This is a genomic window from Laedolimicola sp., assembly GCF_051972735.1.
GTDB lineage: Bacteria > Bacillota > Clostridia > Lachnospirales > Lachnospiraceae > Laedolimicola > Laedolimicola intestinihominis.
The window spans coordinates 1-22,753 of sequence record NZ_JBOKYU010000027.1; the positions used below are offsets into that span (position 1 = coordinate 1).

Below are 22,753 nucleotides of genomic sequence, written 5' to 3' on the forward strand. Positions count from 1 at the left end.
CTCAGGCTCTGGCAGCAGTGGGAAGCTGCGTGGCATTGGTGGGAATTTTTGTCAATCTGATTGTGGGACTGGCGGTGGGTCCCAATGCGGCCCTGGCCAATCTGATCGGCCAGGGAAGGCGGGACAGCATAAGCCGGATGGTGCATACGATTATGACCTTCGGGGCAATACTGGGAATGATTTTGCTGGCTGTCAGTATGCTGACGGCACGGCTGGTGCTGGAGGCTTCCGGAACTCCGGAAACAGTCATCAATGAGGCATTATTATATATCCGCATTTATTTCATCGGACTGCCCTTCATGGTGCTTTATAATTTTGGATCTGCCATTCTTCGAAGCTATGGCGACACGAGACGCCCCATGTATTACCTGATCCTGTCTGGCATTTTAAATGTGGTTCTGAACCTTCTGCTGGTCATCGTATTTGGTCTCGGCGTGGCAGGTGTCGCCATTGCCACGGTTATATCCAATGTGCTGAGTACAGTGCTGGTAATGGTTCATCTCCATGCAAGAACAGATGAATTTCAATTCTGCTTCCACAGGCTGGGTATCGACGGCGCTGATTTAAAAAAGGTACTGCTGATTGGAATTCCGGCGGGCATCCAGGGTGCGATTTTTTCTGTGTCCAATGTATTTATCCAGAGCGGTATCAATTCCTTTGGAGAGGACGCCATTGCGGGATCCTCCCTGGCGCTGAATTTTGAATATTTTACGTATGATATTGCCAACGCCTTTGCCCAGGCGGCAGTAACCTTTACCAGCCAGAATTTTGGCGCGGGGAATCTGAAGCGCTGCAAGCGGATCTTCTGGCTTTGTATGCTGTTTGGAATGGGCTTTACCGAGATTTTGAGCATTATTTTTATGATCTGGGACGAATTTTTCGTAGGAATCTATACCGTCAGCAGCAGTGTGGCGGTCTATGGCCTGGTGCGGATGCATCATGTCTGCTCGCTGGAGGGACTGACAGCCACTTATGAGGTGGAGAGCGCGGCGCTCCGGGGTATGGGAAAATCCCTGGAACCCTCTATTATCACAATTCTGGGAACGGTTGTATTCCGTATGATCTGGCTTCTGACGGTATTTAAATGGTTCCCCACCTATGATATGCTGATGAATGTCTACGTAGCTTCCTGGGTATGTACGGGCGGCGCGATCTTTGTGGTCTGGTTTCTCTATATGCGAAAAATGGAAAAGCGCCAGGCTGAACTTGTATAGGTGATATGTAGTAGAAACTGTACAGGAAAATTTTGAAAAGACCTTGTTCTTTTATGAAAATCGATCTATAATGCAAAAAGACAATAAAACAGACGGGAGCTTGTATACAGGCTGAGAGGAAGGTGTGACCTTCGACCGAGAACCTGATTTGGATAATGCCAACGTAGGGATACCTGAGCAAAAAAGGAAGAACGGAAAGCTACCAAATCGGTGGCTTTCTTTTTTATTGCGTTTATTGCGAAAAATTATGGGACAGGAGAAGAAGGCATGGTAAAAGTAAACGGAACAGAGCTTAATATCGCCGGAAAAACCGTGGCGGAATATCTGGCTGAAACCAATTACGATCCGAAGCGGATCGCAGTGGAGCGAAATGGCGATATTGTGCCAAAGGCACAGTACGAGACAGCGGTGCTGGCAGACGGCGACAGCGTGGAAGTAGTCAGCTTTGTGGGAGGCGGCTGAGATGATACCGACAAAGGAAGAATGGTACCGGGCCCTGGCAGACCGGCATGGGGAAGCCTTCCAGAAAAGGGCAGAGCATGCGACCGTGGCCATCTGCGGCCTGGGAGGCTTAGGCTCCAATATCAGTATCTGCCTGGCAAGAGCCGGTGTGGGAAAGCTGATACTGATTGATTTTGACCGGGTGGATATCTCAAATCTTCACCGGCAGCAGTACAAGGCAAATCAGCTGGGTCTTCCGAAGACGGAGGCGCTGGCGGCGAATCTGAAAGAAATCGCGCCCTATATCGAGTTGGAACTCCATACGATCCGCATTACAGAGGACAATATCGGAGAGCTTCTTAAGGACGCGGATCTGATCTGCGAGGCTTTTGATAATCCGGAGTGTAAGGCAATGCTGGTCAATACCGTGCTGGAGAAATTTCCGGAGAAATATCTGCTGTCCGGCTCCGGTATGGCCGGTATGGACAGTGTGAACCGGATACAGACCCGGCGGGTTACGAAACGGTTCTATCTCTGTGGGGACGGTGTCAGCGACGTGAAGGAGTGCGGCACGCTGGTCTCCAGCCGGGTCATGACCTGCGCGGCCCACGAGGCCCATATGGTGATACGGATTCTGGCGGGAGAGCCGGAGCCGTAAGAAGGGGATTAAACGTGAAATTTAAGAGAAAGAAGGTATACATATGAACAACGATACATGGACACTGGGGGGACATGAATTCCATTCCCGTTTCATTCTTGGATCCGGGAAATATTCCCTGAACTTAATCGAGGCTGCGGTAAAGGACGCGGGCGCAGAGATCATCACACTGGCGGTACGCAGGGCGAACACCAGAGAGCATGAGAATATCCTGGATTATATTCCGGACCATGTGACACTGCTTCCAAACACCAGCGGAGCCAGAACTGCGGAAGAAGCAGTCCGTATCGCGCGGCTGGCCAGAGAGCTTGGCTGCGGCGATTTCGTAAAGGTGGAGATTATGCGGGATTCCAAGTATCTCCTGCCGGACAATCAGGAGACCATTAAGGCCACCGAGATTCTGGCAAAGGAGGGCTTCGTGGTCATGCCCTATATGTATCCGGATCTGAATGTGGCAAGAGATCTGGTGAACGCAGGAGCGGCTTCCGTTATGCCGTTGGCGTCTCCCATTGGCTCCAATAAGGGTCTGGCCACAAAAGAATTTATCCAGATCCTGATTGATGAAATCGATTTGCCGATTATCGTGGACGCCGGTATCGGAAAGCCCTCTCAGGCCTGCGAGGCCATGGAGATGGGAGCCGCGGCGATTATGGCCAATACGGCGCTGGCCACAGCAGGCAACCTGCCGCTTATGGCTTCCGCTTTTAAGGACGCCATAGAGGCCGGACGAAACGCTTATCTGGCAGGGCTTGGAAGAGTGCTGACTAGGGGCGCGGCAGCCTCCGATCCGCTGACCGGATTTCTGCGGGATTGAGGGGTGTGAGCACATGGAAAATCAGTTCTTTGTAGACTCGGAATACCTTTCCGAAAAAGCGTTGGCGAAGAAGCATAAGCTGGAGACGGATCCCTCTTCCAGAACCAACCATATGGAATATATGCCCGGTATGGAGCAGATCGACTCGGACATCTGCGAAAAGGTCATGTCCCAGGTGGCGTCCTATGATTATCAAACGTATACAGAGAAGGATGTGAAAGCAGCCCTGGAGCACCGTACCTGCTCCGTGGAGGATTTTAAAGCTTTATTATCTCCGGCGGCGGAACCCTTCCTGGAGCAGATGGCGGAGCGGGCCAGATGGGAGACCAGTAAGCATTTTGGCAATACGGTGTATCTGTTTACGCCCCTTTATATCGCCAATTACTGCGAAAATTACTGTGTATATTGTGGCTTCAACTGCTATAACCACATTAACCGCATGAAGCTCAATATGGAGCAGATCGAGAAAGAAATGAAGGTTATCGCCGACAGCGGTATGGAGGAGATCCTGATTCTGACCGGTGAGAGCCGTGGTAAGAGCGGCGTCGATTATATCGGCGAGGCCTGTAAGCGGGCAAAGAAGTATTTCCGGATGGTGGGGCTGGAGATTTATCCGGTCAATTCCGATGAATACCGGTATCTTCATGAATGCGGCGCAGACTACGTGACGGTATTTCAGGAGACCTATGATACGGATAAGTATGAAACGCTGCATCTGATGGGCCACAAGCGTGTATGGCCTTATCGGTTCAACGCCCAGGAGCGGGCGCTGATGGGCGGCATGCGCGGCGTGGGATTTTCGGCGCTTCTGGGACTGTCGGATTTTCATAAGGACGCGCTGGCAAGCGCGCTGCATGTCTATTATCTGCAGCGGAAATATCCCCATGCGGAAATGTCCCTGTCCTGTCCGAGACTGCGTCCGATTATCAACAACGATAAGATCAATCCGCTGGATGTCCATGAAAAGCAGCTGTGTCAGATTATCTGCGCGTACCGGATCTTTCTGCCCTACGTGGGGATCACCGTGTCCTCCCGGGAGAGCGCGTCCTTCCGGAACGGGATCGTGAAGATTGCGGCGACGAAGGTGTCTGCAGGCGTATCCACCGGTATCGGGGATCATGAGAGTAAATACAGCGGCAAGGACGACGGAACAGAGACCGGAGACGAGCAGTTTGAGATCAACGACGGGCGGAGCTTTGAGACCATGTATGAAGATATTACGGAGGAAGGACTTCAGCCGGTGCTGAATGATTATGTGTATGTCTGATGTGTTAGTGATTACAAATCGTAAGCTTTGCAAAGAGGATTTTTTGGGGCGTATAGAAGCGCTGGCTGCGGCGGGCCCCAGGGGTATTATTCTGCGGGAAAAGGATTTGCCGGAGACAGAATATCTGGAGCTGGCGCGCCAGACGGCAGAAATCTGCGACAGATATCAGACGCCCTGTGTTCTGCACAGCTTTCCGGGGATAGCTCTGGAGCTGGGCGTAAAGCGGCTCCATCTGCCGCTGCCCCTCCTGCGGAAATTATCCCCGGATGAGCGGGCGTATTTTACCGTGCTGGGCGCGTCCTGTCATTCCGCGGAGGACGCCCGGGAGGCGGAAGCTTTGGGATGTACCTATATAACTGCGGGGCATGTATTTGATACAGACTGCAAAAAAGGACTGCCCGGGCGGGGGCTGGAGTTTTTGAAACAGGTGTGTGAAAGCGTGAGGATCCCGGTGTATGCCATTGGCGGAATCGATCCGGAGAATTACAAAGAGGTGATGGCTATAGGGGCGGCAGGCGTGTGCGTCATGAGCGGCGCTATGGTATGTGAAGCGCCGGGACGCTATCTGTCAGCCTTTTCAGAAAAGAAAGAACAGACGGCGAACACACAGAAGGGGATAAGATAGAATGAAATTTAAGAAAGAGATGCTGCTGCTCTACGCGGTGACGGACCGGCACTGGACCGGCAGGCAGACGCTGGAAGAGCAGATAGAGGAGGCTCTGGCGGGAGGCGTGACGATCCTGCAGTTGCGGGAAAAGAATCTTCCGGAAGAGGAATTTCTGCAGGAAGCTATCCGGGTAAAGGAAATCTGTCATCGCCACGGCGTCCCGCTGATTATCAACGATAACGTGGAGGTAGCCCTGAAAAGCGGCGCGGACGGCGTCCACGTAGGTATCGAGGACGCTCCGGTCAGCGAGATTCGCGCCCGGGTTCCGGCGGACTTTATCATCGGGGCCACCTGTAAGACGGTAGAGCAGGCGAAGAAGGCAGAGCAGGCCGGCGCGGACTATATGGGCGTAGGAGCCGTATTTCCATCGCCTACCAAGACAACGGCCATTCGGATTACCAGGGAGCAGCTCTATGAAATCTGTACCTCCGTACAGATTCCGGCGGTGGCCATCGGCGGTATCACTGCAGAGAACATCACAGAGATCCGGGGCGGCGGCATGGCCGGAGCGGCTGTGGTTTCCGCTATCTTCGGAGCGGCGGATATCCCAAAAGCAGCGGGAGATCTGAAGAAAAAGGTAAAAGAGATAGTAACGGGCGCATAAAGCCCGTGAAAGCGGCAGACCGGGGGCACCACTCTCTGTCGCGATAGAAAAATAATGCGAAAACAAAGGAAAAGAGGAAAACACAAATGAGAACAGCATTATCAATCGCAGGCAGCGATTCCTGCGGAGGCGCCGGCATTCAGGCAGATCTGAAGACTATGACCATGAATGGAGTGTACGCGATGACAGCGGTTACCGCACTGACAGCGCAGAACACCACCGGCGTAAGAGCAATCCAGGAGGCAACTCCGGAATTTTTGGGACAGCAGATTGACGCGGTATTCGAGGATATTTTCCCGGACGCGGTCAAAATCGGAATGGTATCCGCAAGCGAACTGATTCGTGTCATTGCAAAGAAGCTGCGTGATTACGAGGCGAAGCATATCGTGGTGGATCCGGTCATGGTAGCTACCAGCGGCTCGGTGCTTCTGAAGACAGATGCGGTGGAGACACTGGAAAAGGAGCTGCTGCCTCTGGCGGAGGTGGTAACACCCAATATCCCGGAGGCGGAGATTCTGTCCGGCATGGCTATTAAAACCAAAGAGGATATGCTGGCTGCGGCAGAGAAAATCAGCAAAACCTATGGCTGCGCTGTCTTATTAAAGGGCGGGCACAGTATCAATGACGCCAACGACTATCTCTATGCAAATGGGGAAGGTCACTGGTTCGAGGGTAAGCGCATTGCGAATCCCAATACCCATGGAACCGGCTGTACCCTTTCCAGCGCGATTGCTTCCAATCTGGCCAAGGGCTATGAACTTCCGGAAGCGGTAAAGCGGGCGAAGGATTATATCTCCGGCGCGCTGGGAGCCATGCTGGATCTGGGTAAGGGATCCGGCCCCATGAAGCATGCCTTTGATCTGACGGGCGAATTTGCGAAGGAGGTGCGGTAAGATGACAGAAAAGCGTACTTCTGTATTTGAAAACGGTCTTATCTGGTTCGGAGCCGGAGTCTCGATTGCGGAGATTCTGACAGGAACTTATCTTGCGGATCTGGGCTTCGGAAAAGGTCTGCTGGCTATTATTGTAGGTCACATCATCGGCTGTACCATGCTGTTCTTATCTGGCCTCATCGGCGGAAAGGTGCGAAGAAGCGCCATGGAAACGGCAAAGATGAGCTTTGGAAGCAAGGGCGGACTGCTTTTTTCCGCACTGAATGTGATTCAGCTGGTAGGCTGGACGGCTATTATGATTTATGACGGAGCCCTGGCGGCGGACGGCATTCTGGGCGTGGGCAACTGGGTCTGGTGTCTGCTGATTGGCGGCCTGATTATTGTGTGGATTCTCATCGGTATCGAAAACCTGGGTAAGGTAAATACGGTGGCCATGGCGGCGCTCTTTATCCTGACCATTATTTTAAGCTTTGTGATCTTCGGACACGGTGGCGCGGCCGTCACAGGAGGAGAAGGCATGACCTTTGGCGCAGCCGTAGAGCTTTCCGTAGCCATGCCGCTGTCCTGGCTGCCTCTGATTAGCGATTATACCAGAGAGGCGGAAAAACCGGTGCAGGCGACAGCGGTCAGCGCAGTCGTTTACGGCCTGGTAAGCTGCTGGATGTATGTGATTGGTATGGGAGCCGCGATTTTTACCGGAGAGTCGGATATCGCGCAGATTATGGTAAAGGCTGGACTGGGTATCGCAGGCCTTCTGATCATTGTATTCTCCACCGTGACCACCACCTTCCTGGACGCATATTCCGCAGGTATTTCCAGCGAGTCCCTGGGAGAGAAGATCAATGGAAAATGGGTAGCGGTTGTGGTGACTGTGATTGGTATCGCAGGAGCCATCCTGTTCCCCATGGACGATATCACGGACTTCCTGTATTTCATCGGATCTGTTTTTGCGCCGATGATTGCCATTCAGATTGCGGATTTCTTTATTCTGAAAAAGGCAGAGAGTAAGAGAGCCTTCGAGTGGAAGACGCTGGTGGTGTGGCTTCTGGGCTTTGTCATTTACCGGTGGCTGATGAATGTGGACATGGTCGTAGGCAATACCCTGCCGGATATGGTGGTTACCATTGTGCTGTACGTAGTTGCAGAGAAGCTGGCAGGAGAGAAGAAGTAGGCATTACATAAAAGAATGGAAAGTTGGGTAACACCTGATAAAAACGGGATCGGAGAAAGAAAGCTTCGATTCCGCTTTTTATTTGCCTGTCAGCGTGGTAAAATAAAACAAAATGCGCGAAGGAAGCAAAAGAGAAAACAGTAAAAGAGAAGACAGGAGGAAGAAACACCATGTCGCAGAAAAAAGCAGAAAATTACTTGGAGCAGAAAGGGTTCTTAGATCACGTAATCCGTCTGGAGGCATCTACGGCCACCGTGGCGGAGGCAGCGGACGCATTGGGTGTGGAGCCGGGCATGATTGCCAAGACCATGTCCTTTCTGCAGGATGACCAGCCGATACTGATACTGACGGAAGGAACGGCCAGAGTAGAGAATCGAAAATACAAGGATACTTTTCATATAAAAGCGAAAATGATTCCCTTTGAAGAGGTAGAGCAGTGGATCGGCCATGCGCCGGGCGGGGTCTGCCCCTTTGGGATCAACGATGGCGTGAAGGTCTATTTGGATGAGAGCCTGCGTCGCTTCGAGACCGTGTATCCGGCAGCAGGGGACGATCACAGCGCGGTGAAGCTTACCATTCCGGAACTGGAAGAGGTGGCGGGAGCCGTTGGGTGGGTAGACGTCTGCAAGGAACTTCAGTAACGATATCTGTCCCTATTATCATGAACTGTAAATCTGCGGGATAAAATTCTGCTTTTCTGTAGTAAACCTGAAAAAGAAGCGTTTATATAAGTAAAGGGAAGGAGGATTATCCTATGAAAAAAAGACTTAGTCTGTTACTGATAACAGCCGCCACAGCCACATTTCTGACAGCCTGCGCCAGAGGCGCGCAGACTCAGGACACCGTCGGATCCGAGCCCCAGGTACAGACCGGCGATGCAGTGTCTGAGGAGGAGAGCACAGATGGTTCCGGTGACGCAGCCACACTGCCCGATCTCACGGAATCCCGCCCGGTGGCTTATGCGCCCTGTGTCCGGGTGAACGGCGTCATTTACCAGGATACCGGGTTCTTAAGCAGCATGGTTGGCTGCGGTAATATGGATGGAAAGATTACCACTTCAGTGGAAAGCACCCAGCTGCCTGCCAAAGACGATGAAGCCAATTTCGGAAAAGGGTATGGCTACCAGTTCGGCGCGGACGACACCCTGCTTGTGTACTGGGACGACGAACCCCATATCTTCCGGAATGTGGATTCTGTGGACACGTCGATCCCGGCGGAGGTACTGCATTTCACGGCTGAGGTAAAGGAAGTAAACGAGGGGAATCTTCTGGTGACCTACATCGCTGTGGCCGACGGCTTTCAGGAAATGTCCGCAGGCGACTATGTGGTTTCCACAGATAATCTGATGGACGAGGTACAGACCGGCGACACCGTGGAGATCTGGTTTAGCGGTTACATCCAGGAGACCGACCCGGCCCAGATCGGACTGGCATACCGGATTGAAAAAGTGAATGAAAAATAGAAAAGTCGTCAAAATGTCGATGATACACAAAGAAAAGTCGTCATTTTGACGACTTTTCTTTACATGTAAAAAAATGTGATAAAGTACATAAAAAGAGGCAGGACATGGAGAAGAATGATGGAAGAAAAACGATTTGCCGTAGAGAATACAATTTCAACCGAAGAAATGAAAAGAATAAGAAAGAAACTGGATCTCACACAGAAAGGATTTGTGGGTTTGCTGGGTTGCTCCAAAAAGACAGTGGAACGCTGGGAAAAAGAACCTGCAAGCGGACCGGTTGTCTTGCTTATGAAGCTTCTGGAGCGTAACATGGATTATATAAAAGAACTGGAAATCCCTTCGCAAAACCTGCCGGTCAGAATGTGGTACATGTATAAAGAAAAGTACTGTACTTTAATCGATGTAGACGAAACAAAGAACCTGATTCAGATAAAAAATTATACGGACAATGTAATGTTCCGGGCGTTTGGAAAAAAGGAACATCCGGATATGGATGATTATCGCGCGTTTCTGGAATCGCGCTGTTTTCCGGAAAGCAGAGACAAGATGAAGCTGGTGCTTCAGGATTTGGGTCTGCCCTTTTATGATCCCTATTTGATTATTCAGAAGACGGAAGGAAGAATGGCGGAGGATGATTTCTGGCTCCGGATAGAAAAGGGAAAGGGGGAGACAGGATGAAATTTCTGGTGGAGCAGGTGGAACGCGTCACAGGGCTTCGGAATTTCGGAATCTATATGAATCAGCTGTTTACCATAGATGCGTTATTTTTAAATGAAGATCGGCACACGCACAATATGGCAGTTTTAATGGACGGAGAGGGCCGGTTTTCCCTTTGCCCGGTTTTTGACAATGGCGGCGCGTTGTTGTCTGATATGTCAATGGACTATCCGATGTCAGAAGATCCGGTAGTGTTGATGAGGGAAGTAAAAGCAAAAACAATCAGTACAGATTTTGATGAACAGCTGGATGTATCGGAAAGGCTTTACGGTCGAAATCTCAGATTCCATTTTACAAAAAAACAGGGAGCGGAATTGCTGAAAAAAGCAGTAGGGTATGAAGAAGAGATTCGTAACCGTGTAGCATCGATCTTATATCTGCAGATGGATAAATATCGCTATTTATGGAAATAAAGAAGAAAAACTTATGGACGAGCGCTTAAAACAACAGCAACGGAGGCAGAGACTGGAGAGAACACGGCGTGTCGGCAAAGCAGGTCTATGGCAGACAGCAAAAGACCAGACAGGGCTCGGAGAAGCTCTATCAGGTGACGGATCAGATCCTGAAAGAGCATATCCGGAAGGGCAATCTGAAAGAATAGAAGTTAAGAAGAAAATGTAGTGAAACTTGCGGAACCCGGGTAAGCGTGATAAACTGGTAAAAACGATACAAGGTGAGATAGAAAATGAATGTAATGTCCATCAATACGTTAATTGAAAAAATGAAGCGGCAGGTAAAGAAATATTATAATGAAATGTAGAATTTAGAAGGTAATGTATAGAAAAGAGGGGGTTGTTGAAATGATATGCTCCCTTCTAGGTAGACAAGTGAAATAATAAAAACTTGTCACTTAGGAGGGAGCATATTTTATGTCTAAAAGAAAAGTATCTGTTGAGGACTGCCCGAAAATAAAAAATTACAGCACCTGCATACCGCCGTACTTGCGAATCATCAGTACATCACAGGCGCCTTCGCCGAACACTCCGTCCAGGGCAGCCTTGTACTCGGCCACGGCCTCATTCTTCACGAAGGCCTGGATCGTTCCTGCGAAGCCGCCGCCATGGACACGGCTGACGCCGTTTGCGCCCAGAATGGCATCACTAACGGCCAAGGCTACAGAGACGTTCTGGTGTGTGATATCATGGTTCGTGTATACATTCTGGAGATATTTGAAAGAGGAATCGCCGGAAGCCTTTACGGTCTTCAGAAATGTGCCGAAATCCTCTGCCTTCAGAGCGGCAACCTCTTCCTGTACCCGCACATTTTCTGTCACAAAATGGATGGCGCGTAAATAAGCGCGGTCGCCTGCCTTTTCACGAATTTCAGCAGCGTGAGAGAGCAGCTGCTCCAGAGTAATGCCATGCAGAAGCTCCTGACCGAGTACGGCAGCCACGGCGCGCATTTCTGCGGGAACGGCTGCGTAGTCCGGGGTCAGATCCGCATGGGAGCCCTTGGTATCGGTGATACAGAGACTGTATCCATATTTTATCAGGTCGCAGCTTACATTTTCGATAACCGGGTGAGCCACATCCGCAAAATCAATATGTACCAGATTACCCACGGAGCTGGCCATCTGATCCATCAGTCCGGAGGGCTTTCCAAAGTGGACGTTCTCCGCATACTGGCCGATGATAGCGATATCAACCGGGGAAAGCTTCATCTCATTGTAGAGGCCGGACACGATGGTTCCGATGATGGTTTCGAAAGCGGCAGAGGAGGACAGTCCTGCGCCAATCAGTACGTCGCTGGTCACATAAGCCTGGAAGCCGCCGATTTTGCCGCCATGGTTTTTGATTCCTTCCAGCACGCCGCGGATCAGGGAATCGGTGGTTCCTTTCAGTTCTTCCTTTACCTCCAGGTCGTCCAGGGATACGGTAATCATATCGTAACCGTCAGATACCACACGTACAACCGGCTCATCCACCGGCGCGGTGATGGCGATAGCGTCCAGGTTGATGGAAGCGGCCAGTACCTCGCCGTGCTGATGATCCGTGTGGTTGCCGCCGATCTCGCTGCGGCCCGGCGCGCTGAAGATCGCGATCTCTCCGGCTCCATACAGCTCCTCATAGCGTGTCAGGGCATCGATGTAACGCTGGCGCTGATAATCCAGACGGCTTTTGTCCAGGTAGATATCCATGAGTGTGGAATCCAACTCCCGGTTCTGTAACAGATTTTTTACTTCTCCTGTTGTTTTCATTTAGAACTCTCCTTAATGTGATTATAGTATAATATGGTTTTCAGATCTGGAAGAATAAATAGATCTGAAGGATTCTTATGGATTTATAGTATATGATTTTGAATTACTTGTCAATCGCTGGGAAAATCAACGAAAAACAAAACTGAACAACGCAAAAAACAACTTGAATTTCGTGGATTTTGGTGTTAAATTGTAACAAATTACCAAAGAAATGAATGAGAAATAGACAGGTTGCACAAAAGGGAAAGAAGAATTTTTAAGAAAGAAAGAAGAATTTTCTATGTTTTTTTAGGATTCAGACTGGTATATTATCAGTGGTAACAAAAATGTTGATTCATTTGGGAGGTAAAACAAAATGAAAAGAAAAGCATTAAGTCTTATTCTGGCACTGACCATGTTGGCTTCTTTAGTTGCAGGATGTGGCAGCAAGAAAGAGGAAACAACTGAAACAGCTGACACAACAGTTGCAGCGGACACAGCAGATGCAGCAGCAGACGCAACAGGTGATTCCGATCTGGCAGACAAAAAAGTCGGCGTATGTATTTATCAGTTCTCTGATAACTTCATGACTCTGTTCCGTACCGAGCTTCAGAGCTATCTGGAGAGCAAGGGCTTCAAGGCAGAGAACATTAAGATCGTAGATGGCGCAAATGACCAGGCTACTCAGTCCGGACAGATTGACAACTTCATCACAGAGGGCGTTGATGTCCTGATTATTAACCCGGTTAACTCTTCTTCCGCAGCTACAATTACTGATAAGGTAGTTGCAGCAAACATTCCGCTGGTATATATCAACCGTGAGCCGGATGCAGCAGAGGAGCAGAGATGGGCAGATGAGAACATGAACGTTACTTACGTTGGATGTGACGCTCGTCAGTCCGGTACTTTCCAGGGCGAGATGATTGCTGAGCTGGGAATGGACAAGCTGGATATGAACGGCAATGGCAAGGTTGATTACATCATGGTAGAGGGTGACCCGGAGAACGTAGACGCTCAGTATCGTACAGAGTTCTCTATCAAGGCTCTCGAGGAGGCAGGTCTGACCGTTAACTGTCTGACAGATCAGGTTGGTAACTGGCAGCAGGATCAGGCACAGCAGATTGTTGCTAACGCTCTTGGACAGTACGGCAATGATATTGAAGTAGTATTCTGTAACAATGACTCTATGGCTATGGGTGCTCTGCAGGCTATTCAGGCAGCAGGACGTACTGTTGGAAAAGATATCTACCTGGTAGGTGTAGACGCTCTGTCTGAGGCTCTTGAGGCTGTAATCGCAGGAAACATGACTGGTACAGTATTCAATGACCACTTCTCTCAGTCTCACAGTGCTGCTGACGCTGCAATCAACTACCTGACAGGAGCTGGAAACGAGCACTACATTGGTTGTGACTACGTAAAGGTTACACAGGACAATGCTCAGGAAGTTCTTGACATGGTAAAATAAAAATGTAAATACGATGCGGGCGTTGGACAACGGCGTCCGCATTTTTTAGCTGATTGAAGAAGGAGAGCAAAATGGCTGAGTATAAACTGGAGTTGAAGGGCATCTGCAAGTCCTTTCCCGGCGTTAAGGCGCTCGACAATGTACAGTTGTCAGTTCGTCCCGGCACAGTCCATGCGCTGATGGGAGAAAATGGTGCAGGTAAATCCACCCTGATGAAATGTCTGTTTGGTATCTACAAGATGGATGCCGGAGAAATTTATCTGGATGGTGAGAAAATTGAAGTGAAGGATCCGGACGATGCAATGAGCAAAGGAATTGCTATGGTGCATCAGGAGCTTCAGCCGGTGCTTGCAAGAAGTGTAGGCGAAAACCTTTTCCTTGGAAGATTCCCAACAAAGAATTTTGGACCGTTAAAAGTAATTGATCATAAGAAAATGTATGAAGATACAAAGATGTGGCTGGATGAAGTTGGTATGGACTTCGATCCGAAGGCACAGCTTGGATCTCTTTCTATTGGACAGATGCAGTCTGTTGAGATTGCAAAGGCTGTTTCCCATCAGGCAAAGGTAGTAATTTTTGATGAGCCGACTTCCTCATTGTCTGATAAAGAAGTAGATGCCCTGTTCCGGATCATGAATGATCTGAGAGATAAGGGTGTTGCAATGATCTACATTTCTCATAAGATGGATGAGATTAAGCGGATCGCAGATGATATTACCGTTATGCGTGACGGTGGTTATGTAGGTACATGGCCAGCAGCCGAGATGACCACAGAGCAGATTATTGCGAAGATGGTTGGTCGTGAACTGACAAATGTATATCCGGAGAAAGACAGTGAGATTGGCGATGTGATTCTGGAAGTGAAGGATCTTTGTTCCATTCATGAGAAATCCTTCCAGCATATAAGCTTTAAGCTGCGAAAAGGAGAAATCCTTGGATTTGGCGGTTTGGTAGGAGCCCAGAGAACAGAGCTGATGGAAGGTATCTTCGGAATCCGTGGAGTAGCATCCGGCGAGATCTACATCCATGGCAAGAAAGTGAATATAAAGCACCCCATTGACGCCATGAATGCAGGAATCGGTCTGATTACCGAGGACCGTCGTGGAAATGGTATCTTTGGTTGTCTGTCCATTAAGGATAACGTGGGTGTTTCTGTATATAACAAATATCTGAAAGCAGGATTTGTACTGGATCACAAGAAGATTAATAATGTAGTTGATGAAAGCATTGATAAACTGAGAATCAAGACTCCCAGCATGAAAGAACATATTGCCAATCTGTCCGGTGGTAACCAGCAGAAGGTTATCGTATCCAGATGGCTTGCAAATGACCCGGATGTGCTGATTATGGATGAGCCGACCCGTGGTATTGATGTAGGAGCAAAGCATGAGATTTATGAGATTATGAATGATCTGGCAAAGCAGGGCAAGGCAATTATCATGATCTCTTCTGAAATGGCGGAGCTGCTTGGTATGTCTGACAGAGTCTGTGTTATGTGTAATGGACGCCTGACCGGTGAGATTACGGAAAAAGATAAGATGACTCAGGCAAACGTTATGAATTATGCAACACAATTCTGATGCTGAAGGAGGATTATAAGAATGGAAAAGACAAAGCAGAAACAAATTACAGATTTTCTGATTAATAATGGTGTTATCATCGTTATGTTTATTCTGGTTATTGTAGCCGGACTGACAACCCAGAACTTTTTTACTTTAAATAACTTAAATAACCTGTTAAACAACATGAGTTTCCGTCTGGTTATCGCGCTGGGTATCGCAGGCTGTGTTATTACCGCAGGATGTGACCTTTCCGCAGGACGTCTGATTGGTCTTGGCGGATGTATCTCCGGCGTACTGCTGCAGAGAATGGATTATTCCGGAAAATTTTTCCCGGAAATGCAGCCTCTGAATGTATTTCTGGCAGCATTAATTGCTATGCTGGTATGTGCGTTATTTGGAACCATTACAGGCTTCTTTATCGCTTACTTAAGCGTACCGCCGTTTATTGCTACGCTGGCAACCATGGAGATTGTATATGGTCTGAACATGCTGTTTACCAACGCAACACCGCTGGGAGGATTCACTACAGAATATACAAATATCGGAAGCGGAAAGTTCTTTGGCCTGAGCTACCTGGTTTGGATCGCGCTTGCTGTAGCTGCAGTCAGCTGGTTTATCTTTAATATGACCCGTCATGGAAAATATATGTACGCAATTGGCGGAAACCCGCAGGCGGCTGAGGTTGCCGGCGTTCCGGTTAAGCTGACTCTGATTCTGATTTACATGAAGGCAGCAGCTATGTATGGTCTGGCAGGTTTCATGCTGGGCGCAAAATCAGGTGGTGCGTCTGTACAGCTTGGTTACGGTTACGAGATGGAAGCAATTGCCGCATGTACAATCGGTGGCGTATCTGTTACCGGTGGACGTGGTAAGGTATCTTCCGCATTTATCGGTGTTGCCGTATTCGAGCTTCTGAAGATTGCTCTGCAGTACATGGGCGTCAATGCAAATGCTCAGTACATTGCAATCGGCGTTGTTATCTTCGTTGCAATTTCTCTGGATATCAGAAAGTATGTGGCAAAGAAATAAAATTTATAGTATAATAAATAGCGGCAGGGTGCATCAGCATCCCGCCGCTATTTGAATTTGTGCATTTAAGGGGACAGGTATTAAAGGGAGATTATATGGACACTAATAACAGATATTCTGTGTTGCTGGTAGATGATGAGGAAGAGGTAATCCGGATTATTATGAAGAAACTGGACTGGGAATCCATGGGACTTCAGATTATCGGGCATGCCGGAAATGGCGTGGAAGCACTGGAAATGGCAGAAGAGCTGCAGCCGGATATTGTGATGACGGATATAAAGATGCCTTACATGGACGGACTGACACTTTGCAGAAAGCTAAAAGAGTTGTCAAGGACGATTCGGGTTATTATTTTTTCCGGCTTTGATGAATTTGAATATGCAAAAGAAGCGATTAAGATGGATGCGGCGGAGTATCTGTTGAAGCCGGTTAATGCGGGAGAATTGCGGGAAGTGTTTGAACGGATTCGCGGTGAACTTGACCGGGAAAGGGACGAGAAAAGAAATACGGAAAAACTACGGGAATATTACATGGAAAGTCTGCCGGTTCTGCAGGAGAGCTTTTACATGGCTTTGCTGGAGGGGCGTGTCGTAGCAGGGCAGATTGGAAAATATGTGAATGACTATAAGGTACATCTGGCGGCGCCTTATTATGTGGTAACTGTTTTGCACATCAGTACGCAGTCACTTCCGGAGGAAGAACGGGAGGATCCGTTTTTAATGGCTATGGCAGTGAAAAAGTATGCAGAGGAACAAGTGGAAGAACGGTGGGACAGCCGCTTTTTTATTTATCTGGGAGATATTATTATGATTTCCCAGCTGCAGACGAAGGATAGTCTGCTCAAGTATACAGATGAGATGGATCGACTGTGCCGGATGGCTAAGAAGGTTTGCAATGCCAGAATGACCGCAGGAGTGGGATATCTGTGCGACAGTCTGGAACAGCTGCCCTTTTCTTATCAGGGAGCAAAGCAGGCAGTAACCTACCGTGTTTTGTACGGGAATACCAGAGCTATTAGTATTGCGGAGGTTGAGCCGGGAGAGAGCGGAGAAATGCAGCGGAAGGAATCCTATGCAGAACTGCTTCAAAGAATTATTAAAAAGATTCGTGTGGGAGAGGAAGAAGGGCTGCGTGAAGCGATCCACGAGTTTATTAACTGGCTGACCGTAACACATCTGTCCATGCAGAATTACAGAATTGTTATGATGGAACTGGCGGCGGAGCTGGTGCGGTTTGCAGCGGGACATGAGTTGAACATAGGAACCGGAAGCACTGACGGCTCCGATGTATATCATCAGGCTTTACATATGGAATCTACAGAAGTGCTGGAACAGTGGCTCCAGACTCTGTGTAGAAATTTACAAAGGGAAATGCTTCACGAACGGCAGGATTCTACCAAGTCTTTTGTGCAGAGGGCGGAAGAATATGTAAAAGCACATTACGCAGATCAGGATTTGAGTGTGGAGGAGATCTGCAGAGAAATGAATGTGAGCGCAGCTTATTTTTCTACCATATTTAAAAAAGAGACCGGAAAGACCTTTGTGCGCTATCTAACGGATTATCGAATGGAACAGGCGGTAATTCTCTTAATGTCCGGAAACGACAAGACGTATATGATTGCTGAAAAAGTAGGGTATTCAGAAGCGAATTATTTTAGCTACGTATTTAAGAAGCAGTTTGGTGTATCACCGTCCAAGTATCGTTCGGACAGACAGGAGAAGAAGTGAAAAAACTGGCAGAGCACTGGAAACATAAGGGAAAAACAGTATCCATTCAGGTGGGAATCGCAATTTCTTTTACACTGGTGGCTTTATCTGCCATGGGAGTGTTTGGTTTTACCATGTACCATCTGTTCACGAACCGGATGGAAGCCATGATGTCAGAAAATGCGGTACAGTTATTGGATCAGACGGCAAACAATCTGGAAACGTATCTGAAAAATATGCGTCGTATCTCGGATACGATGTATTATTCCGTAATCAAAGATAAGGATCTGGAATCGGAAGACATGGTACAGGAAATGAATCTTCTGTATGATGCCAACAAAGAAAATCTGGTCAGTATCGCCTGTTATACCAGTGAAGGAAAGCTGGTGGAGGCAGTACCTGTGGCGGGCGAAAAAGAGCAGGTGGATGTGAGGGAGCAGGAATGGTTCCGGAAGGCAGTAGGACAGATGGAAAATTTTCACTTTTCCACACCCTATGTACAGAATCTGTTTGACGACGCAAGCTTTCGATATCATTGGGTTATATCATTGAGCCGTGCGGTGGAACTGACCTGCGGCGGAAGCTCCGAATTGGGTGTACTTCTGGTTGATATGAATTATTCCAGTATTGAGCAGCTTCTGGAAAAAGCTAATACAGGAGCTAACAGGGAATATGTTTATCTGATGGACAGCGATGGGGAAATCATCTACCACCCCAGGCAGAAATTGATTTATGCAGATATTTACAAGGAAAATAACCAGGAAACAGCCAATTGGGATGATGGAAGCCATAAAGAGGTTTTTCAGGGAGAAAAACGGCTGATAACGGTGAAAACGGTCAGCTATACGGGCTGGAAAATTGTCAGTGTGATACCGGGCGGCGTATTTAATATGGGAATGTATGAAACACGGCTGTTTTTTATGATGCTTCTGGTGATTTCCATGTTGATGATTATCTATCTGAATCAGTTGGTATCCTCCAGTGTGGCAAGCCCGCTGGAAAAGCTGAACGAATCCGTTAAAGAATGGGAAGCAGGCAATATGAATCCGGATATTTATATCGGAGGATTTACGGAAGTGGAACATCTGGGCCGGACGTTGAAGTCAACGGTGGAACAGATTCGGAAGCTGATGGACGATGTACTTCTTGAGCAGGAGGAAAAACGGAAGAGTGAGCTGGATGCACTGCAATCCCAGATCAATCCTCATTTTTTGTATAATACCCTGGAATCTATTACCTGGATGATAGAGGGGGAACGATATGAGGATGCTGTGTTTATGATTTCCCAGTTGGCCAGCCTGTTCCGGATCAGTCTTAGCAAAGGACGGACGATTATCCGGATAGAAGATGAGATTCGTCATGCGACGAACTATATGAATATCCAGAAGATTCGCTATAAGAACAGGTTCCAGGTGGATTTTCAAATAGATGAGAATATATTGAACTGCTGTACAGTTAAACTGATTGTTCAGCCGTTGTTGGAAAATGCTATCTATTATGGCGTGGAGGGAATGGATGACGAAGGAGAGATCCATGTGCGCGGATATCAGGATGGAGAGGATGTCTGCATTGAAGTCCGCGACAATGGCCTTGGTATGTCACAGGAGATTCTGGATTCACTTCTGAAAGAGAACAGCAGAACGCCGCGAAAGGGATCCGGGGTAGGCGTAATCAATGTACATAAGCGTATCCGTATCCGTTTTGGAAAGAACTACGGGCTGGAGTTTGAAAGTGAACCGGACGAGGGAACGATGGTACGGATCCGACTTCCGTATATTGAGTATTCACCGGAGATCCTGGAATATCTGGACGGAAAAAGAACAGATAGAACGGGGGGAGACAGTATCGTATGAAAAAAAATAAACAGATATGGCTTTTGGTGCTGATCCTTCTTTTGGGAATGGGAGTATCTGTTCTGATTATGGCAACCGGGCAGAAGGAGGATACAAAGTACTATACCGTTTCGGTGGTTGTAAATAACAGTGGAAGCAGCCGGTGGACTTCCCTGAAGGAAGGCGCTGAGGCGGCGGCAAAGGATTACAATATACGGCTAAAATATGTTGCAACCGGTGAATTCTGGGGAAAACAAAACGAACTGGAGATTCTGTCAAGAGAACAGGAAGCAGGCGTGGACGGTATGATTGTCCAGATGTATGCCAGCGAGGGTGTTTATGAGAAATTGGAATCCCTGCTTCCAAAAGAGAAATGTGTGCTATTAGAGACGGACATAGCACCGGAGGAGTATTATCAGACGGTAGGACCTGATAATAAAGAGCTGGGCCAGGTACTGGCAGAAAGAATATGTCAGGATTTTGGCGGGGAGCTGAAAGGAAAGACCATAGGAATTCTCAGCGGAAATACCGGACAGATTGCAATGCGTCAGCGTTTGCAGGGCTTGCAGGAGAAACTTCTGGCTGCAGGAGCGCAGGTACAGTGGCAGATGGCGGAGATGGGGCGAAATCCGGATCAAAGACTTTTGAAAAAAAACTGGGCGCAGGGTGCGGATATTGTAGTAGCGTTGGAAAATGACGAGACTGAGCGCGCGGTGGACTATCTCAATGAGAATCCTGAGATTTTATCCGAATGTGCCTTATATGGAATCGGAAATTCTGAGAAGGTTGTGTATTATCTGGACAAGGGAATGATCCGGGCTTTGCTGGCACCAAACGAATTTCATATGGGCTATCAAAGTGTGGAAGAGCTGGCAAAGAAGCTGGAATATCATGCGATTGAAAAAAGAAATGTAACGACAGGATATTTGCTGATTGACAAAGATTCTCTTTATGATACTGAAAATCAGAAAATACTGTTTCCAATTGTACAATAGGGGGGATAGGAATGGGTGTAAAGAAAATAATTGCAGGGGTAATTTCCTGTCTGTTGGCAGTGGAAACAGTGGGGTGTGGAAGCACAGGCGGACAGATTACCAGTATCCGGATTGGCGTCAGTGTATATGATCAGTATGATACCTTTGTATCGGAACTGATAGAGCATTTTAACGAATATGCCAGCGAGGTATCCGGAACAGCGGATTATAATGTGTCGGTCAATATTGACGTTTACAATGCGGCAGGAAGTCAGACTACACAGAATAGTCAGGTAAAAGCTATGCTTCAGGATGGCTGCGATATTGTCTGCATTAATCTGGTAGATCGGACAGAGCCGGTAACTATTATTGATATGGCAGAAAAAAAGAATGTTCCGGTGATTTTCTTTAACCGGGAGCTGGTAGAACAGGATTTAGAGCGCTGGGATAAGTTATATTATGTGGGGGCTAAGGCGTTTGAATCCGGAATTATGCAGGGGGAGATAGCGGCAGATATTTTCCAAACTGAGACATCCGCAGATAAAAATGGAGACGGCATATTCCAGTATATGGTATTGGAAGGGGAAGCCGATCATCAGGATGCAATCGTGCGGACAGAATATGCTGTGAATACAATTATAGAGCATGGAGTGCAGGTGGAAAAGCTGGGCTACGCCATTGCCAACTGGAACCGGGCGCAGGCTCAGACAAAGATGGCACAAATACTGACTCAGTATGGGGAACAGATCGAATTGATCCTTGCAAATAATGACGATATGGCGTTGGGGGCTGTAGACGCTCTGAAAGCCGCAGAAATTGACAGGGAACAATGGCCGATAATCCTGGGAATTGACGGAACCGATGTGGGATTGGCTGCGTTAAAAAGTGGAGAAATCCAGGGAACCGTTTATAATAATAAAGAAGGACAGGCAGAAAAAATGTTTGATCTGGCATTTTGTCTGGCAACGGGAAAATCATTAGAGGGTCTGGAACTGGAAAACGGAAAATACATCCGGGAACCTTATACTAAAATGGAAGGCAGCAATATTGCAAAAACAGAATAGGAGTGTTGAAATATTATGGATGACAAAACAAGAAATATGGCACGCAGAATTATTTACGTAGCAGCAGGTATCTACTTAGTATGTCTGGCATATAAGATTTTTTCCGGTTTGCCGGAGAGCGAGGGATTTTCCTATACATTAGGTCTGGTGGCTATGGTTGTATTTGGACTGGGTGGAGCTGCTATAGCCGTGTTCGGAATCTGGCAGCTGATTGTGTCTGTAAAAAATGGCGTTCATGAAATGGAAAAACAGCAGGAGGAGCCGGAAAAAGAGCAGTTAGATTCGAAGACGGAATAAGTTGGCGGCACAATATCAAGTAGTGGAACCTGTGCATTTTATTTTACAGAGGAAGAATTGGACATCATAGAGTATATAAGGAGAAGACAGAGACATGACGAAGCAGGAACTTGCCCTGGAAATCATTGACAGATTGAAAAAGGAATATCCGGACGCGGATTGTACCCTGGATTACGATCAGGCCTGGAAGCTGCTGGTCAGCGTACGGCTGGCAGCCCAGTGTACCGACGCCCGGGTCAATGTGGTGGTAGAGAAGCTGTATGAAAAGTATCCGGATGTGAAGGCTCTGGCGGCGGCGCCAGTGGAGGATATCGAAGCCATCGTGAAGCCCTGCGGACTGGGCCATAGCAAGGCCCGGGATATCAGCGCCTGTATGAAGATTCTGGAGGAAAAATATAATGGAAATGTGCCGACCACCTTCGACGAACTTCTGGCGCTGCCGGGCGTGGGACGCAAAAGCGCCAACTTGATTATGGGAGATGTGTTCGGAAAACCGGCCATTGTCACCGACACCCACTGTATCCGTCTGGTGAACCGGATGGGGCTGGTGGACGGCATAAAGGACCCGAAGAGAGTGGAAATGGCCCTGTGGAAGCTGATTCCGCCGGAGGAGGGCAGTGATTTCTGTCACCGCCTGGTCAATCACGGACGGGAGGTCTGTACAGCGCGGACCAAACCCTATTGTGAGAAATGCTGTCTGCAGGATATCTGCGCGAAAAATGGAGTAGAGGAGTAAAAAT

The 22,753-nt window shown here is 48.2% G+C and carries 24 protein-coding genes and 1 riboswitch; of the genes, 23 read left to right on the top strand and 1 reads right to left on the bottom strand.

Annotation, left to right across the window (positions count from 1 at the left end; all coding sequences use genetic code 11):
• The 14 genes from ACTRC3_RS07615 to ACTRC3_RS07680 all read left to right on the top strand — a co-directional run.
• On the top strand, positions 1–1,214 hold a 1,214-nt coding region (locus ACTRC3_RS07615), incomplete at its 5' end, for an MATE family efflux transporter (RefSeq protein WP_440322649.1).
• 84 nt (positions 1,215–1,298) lie between these two features.
• A riboswitch (TPP riboswitch) is annotated at positions 1,299–1,402 on the top strand.
• 79 nt (positions 1,403–1,481) lie between these two features.
• Positions 1,482–1,676 carry a sulfur carrier protein ThiS gene (gene thiS, locus ACTRC3_RS07620; RefSeq protein WP_349163374.1) on the top strand — a complete coding sequence of 65 codons (195 nt, stop codon included), beginning with the start codon at positions 1,482–1,484 and terminating at the stop codon, positions 1,674–1,676.
• 1 nt (position 1,677) lies between these two features.
• The gene (gene thiF / locus ACTRC3_RS07625; RefSeq protein ID WP_440322650.1) at positions 1,678–2,313 is read left to right on the top strand and encodes a thiamine biosynthesis protein ThiF; all 636 of its coding nucleotides are present in this window, start codon (positions 1,678–1,680) and stop codon (positions 2,311–2,313) included.
• A gap of 43 nt (positions 2,314–2,356) precedes the next feature.
• Positions 2,357–3,127 carry a thiazole synthase gene (locus tag ACTRC3_RS07630; protein WP_158362974.1) on the top strand — a complete coding sequence of 257 codons (771 nt, stop codon included), beginning with the start codon at positions 2,357–2,359 and terminating at the stop codon, positions 3,125–3,127.
• A 13-nt stretch (positions 3,128–3,140) separates the two neighbouring features.
• On the top strand, positions 3,141–4,394 hold the full coding sequence (thiH, locus tag ACTRC3_RS07635) for a 2-iminoacetate synthase ThiH (protein ID WP_440322651.1): 1,254 nt from the start codon (positions 3,141–3,143) through the stop codon (positions 4,392–4,394).
• A complete protein-coding gene (locus ACTRC3_RS07640; protein ID WP_440322652.1) occupies positions 4,387–5,019 on the top strand; it encodes a thiamine phosphate synthase in 633 nt (210 codons plus the stop codon). Before thiH ends, ACTRC3_RS07640 begins: the two co-directional genes overlap by 8 nt.
• Before the next feature lies 1 nt (position 5,020).
• Positions 5,021–5,665 (top strand): thiamine phosphate synthase, encoded by a 645-nt coding sequence (gene thiE, locus ACTRC3_RS07645; protein WP_440322653.1) that lies wholly within the window; start codon positions 5,021–5,023, stop codon positions 5,663–5,665.
• 86 nt (positions 5,666–5,751) lie between these two features.
• The gene (gene thiD, locus ACTRC3_RS07650; RefSeq protein WP_440322654.1) at positions 5,752–6,558 is read left to right on the top strand and encodes a bifunctional hydroxymethylpyrimidine kinase/phosphomethylpyrimidine kinase; all 807 of its coding nucleotides are present in this window, start codon (positions 5,752–5,754) and stop codon (positions 6,556–6,558) included.
• 1 nt (position 6,559) lies between these two features.
• Positions 6,560–7,729 (top strand): putative hydroxymethylpyrimidine transporter CytX, encoded by a 1,170-nt coding sequence (gene cytX, locus ACTRC3_RS07655; protein ID WP_440322655.1) that lies wholly within the window; start codon positions 6,560–6,562, stop codon positions 7,727–7,729.
• 170 nt (positions 7,730–7,899) lie between these two features.
• On the top strand, positions 7,900–8,370 hold the full coding sequence (locus ACTRC3_RS07660; protein ID WP_440322656.1) for a YbaK/EbsC family protein: 471 nt from the start codon (positions 7,900–7,902) through the stop codon (positions 8,368–8,370).
• A 113-nt stretch (positions 8,371–8,483) separates the two neighbouring features.
• On the top strand, positions 8,484–9,191 hold the full coding sequence (locus ACTRC3_RS07665) for a hypothetical protein (protein WP_440322657.1): 708 nt from the start codon (positions 8,484–8,486) through the stop codon (positions 9,189–9,191).
• Between the two features lie 104 nt (positions 9,192–9,295).
• Positions 9,296–9,499, top strand: a complete 204-nt coding sequence (locus tag ACTRC3_RS07670; RefSeq protein ID WP_440322658.1) for a hypothetical protein — start codon at positions 9,296–9,298, stop codon at positions 9,497–9,499.
• A gap of 1 nt (position 9,500) precedes the next feature.
• On the top strand, positions 9,501–9,869 hold the full coding sequence (locus ACTRC3_RS07675; protein ID WP_440322659.1) for a hypothetical protein: 369 nt from the start codon (positions 9,501–9,503) through the stop codon (positions 9,867–9,869).
• A gap of 8 nt (positions 9,870–9,877) precedes the next feature.
• Positions 9,878–10,321: a hypothetical protein gene (locus ACTRC3_RS07680; protein ID WP_440322660.1), complete on the top strand. Its 444-nt coding sequence runs from the start codon at positions 9,878–9,880 to the stop codon at positions 10,319–10,321.
• 503 nt (positions 10,322–10,824) lie between these two features.
• Here ACTRC3_RS07680 and ACTRC3_RS07685 read toward each other — a convergent pair.
• Positions 10,825–12,105, bottom strand: coding sequence for a galactokinase (locus tag ACTRC3_RS07685; protein WP_440322661.1), 1,281 nt, complete (start codon positions 12,103–12,105; stop codon positions 10,825–10,827).
• A gap of 355 nt (positions 12,106–12,460) precedes the next feature.
• On the opposite strand from ACTRC3_RS07685, the gene ACTRC3_RS07690 reads away from it, so the two are divergent.
• The 9 genes from ACTRC3_RS07690 to ACTRC3_RS07730 all read left to right on the top strand — a co-directional run bounded on the left by ACTRC3_RS07690 (position 12,461) and on the right by ACTRC3_RS07730 (position 22,749).
• Positions 12,461–13,549: a galactose ABC transporter substrate-binding protein gene (locus tag ACTRC3_RS07690; protein WP_440322662.1), complete on the top strand. Its 1,089-nt coding sequence runs from the start codon at positions 12,461–12,463 to the stop codon at positions 13,547–13,549.
• A gap of 71 nt (positions 13,550–13,620) precedes the next feature.
• A complete protein-coding gene (locus ACTRC3_RS07695; protein ID WP_440322663.1) occupies positions 13,621–15,129 on the top strand; it encodes a sugar ABC transporter ATP-binding protein in 1,509 nt (502 codons plus the stop codon).
• A gap of 21 nt (positions 15,130–15,150) precedes the next feature.
• Positions 15,151–16,140, top strand: coding sequence for a galactose/methyl galactoside ABC transporter permease MglC (locus ACTRC3_RS07700; protein WP_440322664.1), 990 nt, complete (start codon positions 15,151–15,153; stop codon positions 16,138–16,140).
• Positions 16,141–16,235: 95 nt separating this feature from the next.
• Positions 16,236–17,867 (top strand): response regulator, encoded by a 1,632-nt coding sequence (locus ACTRC3_RS07705; protein WP_440322665.1) that lies wholly within the window; start codon positions 16,236–16,238, stop codon positions 17,865–17,867.
• Positions 17,864–19,699: a cache domain-containing sensor histidine kinase gene (locus tag ACTRC3_RS07710; RefSeq protein ID WP_440322666.1), complete on the top strand. Its 1,836-nt coding sequence runs from the start codon at positions 17,864–17,866 to the stop codon at positions 19,697–19,699. The genes ACTRC3_RS07705 and ACTRC3_RS07710 overlap by 4 nt, the downstream gene beginning before the upstream one ends.
• Positions 19,696–20,673 carry a sugar ABC transporter substrate-binding protein gene (locus ACTRC3_RS07715; protein ID WP_440322667.1) on the top strand — a complete coding sequence of 326 codons (978 nt, stop codon included), beginning with the start codon at positions 19,696–19,698 and terminating at the stop codon, positions 20,671–20,673. Before ACTRC3_RS07710 ends, ACTRC3_RS07715 begins: the two co-directional genes overlap by 4 nt.
• A gap of 11 nt (positions 20,674–20,684) precedes the next feature.
• Positions 20,685–21,716 (top strand): galactose ABC transporter substrate-binding protein, encoded by a 1,032-nt coding sequence (locus tag ACTRC3_RS07720; protein ID WP_440322668.1) that lies wholly within the window; start codon positions 20,685–20,687, stop codon positions 21,714–21,716.
• A gap of 15 nt (positions 21,717–21,731) precedes the next feature.
• Positions 21,732–22,013: a hypothetical protein gene (locus ACTRC3_RS07725; protein ID WP_440322669.1), complete on the top strand. Its 282-nt coding sequence runs from the start codon at positions 21,732–21,734 to the stop codon at positions 22,011–22,013.
• A 94-nt stretch (positions 22,014–22,107) separates the two neighbouring features.
• A complete protein-coding gene (locus ACTRC3_RS07730) occupies positions 22,108–22,749 on the top strand; it encodes an endonuclease III domain-containing protein (protein WP_440322670.1) in 642 nt (213 codons plus the stop codon).
• Positions 22,750–22,753: the final 4 nt, after the last annotated feature.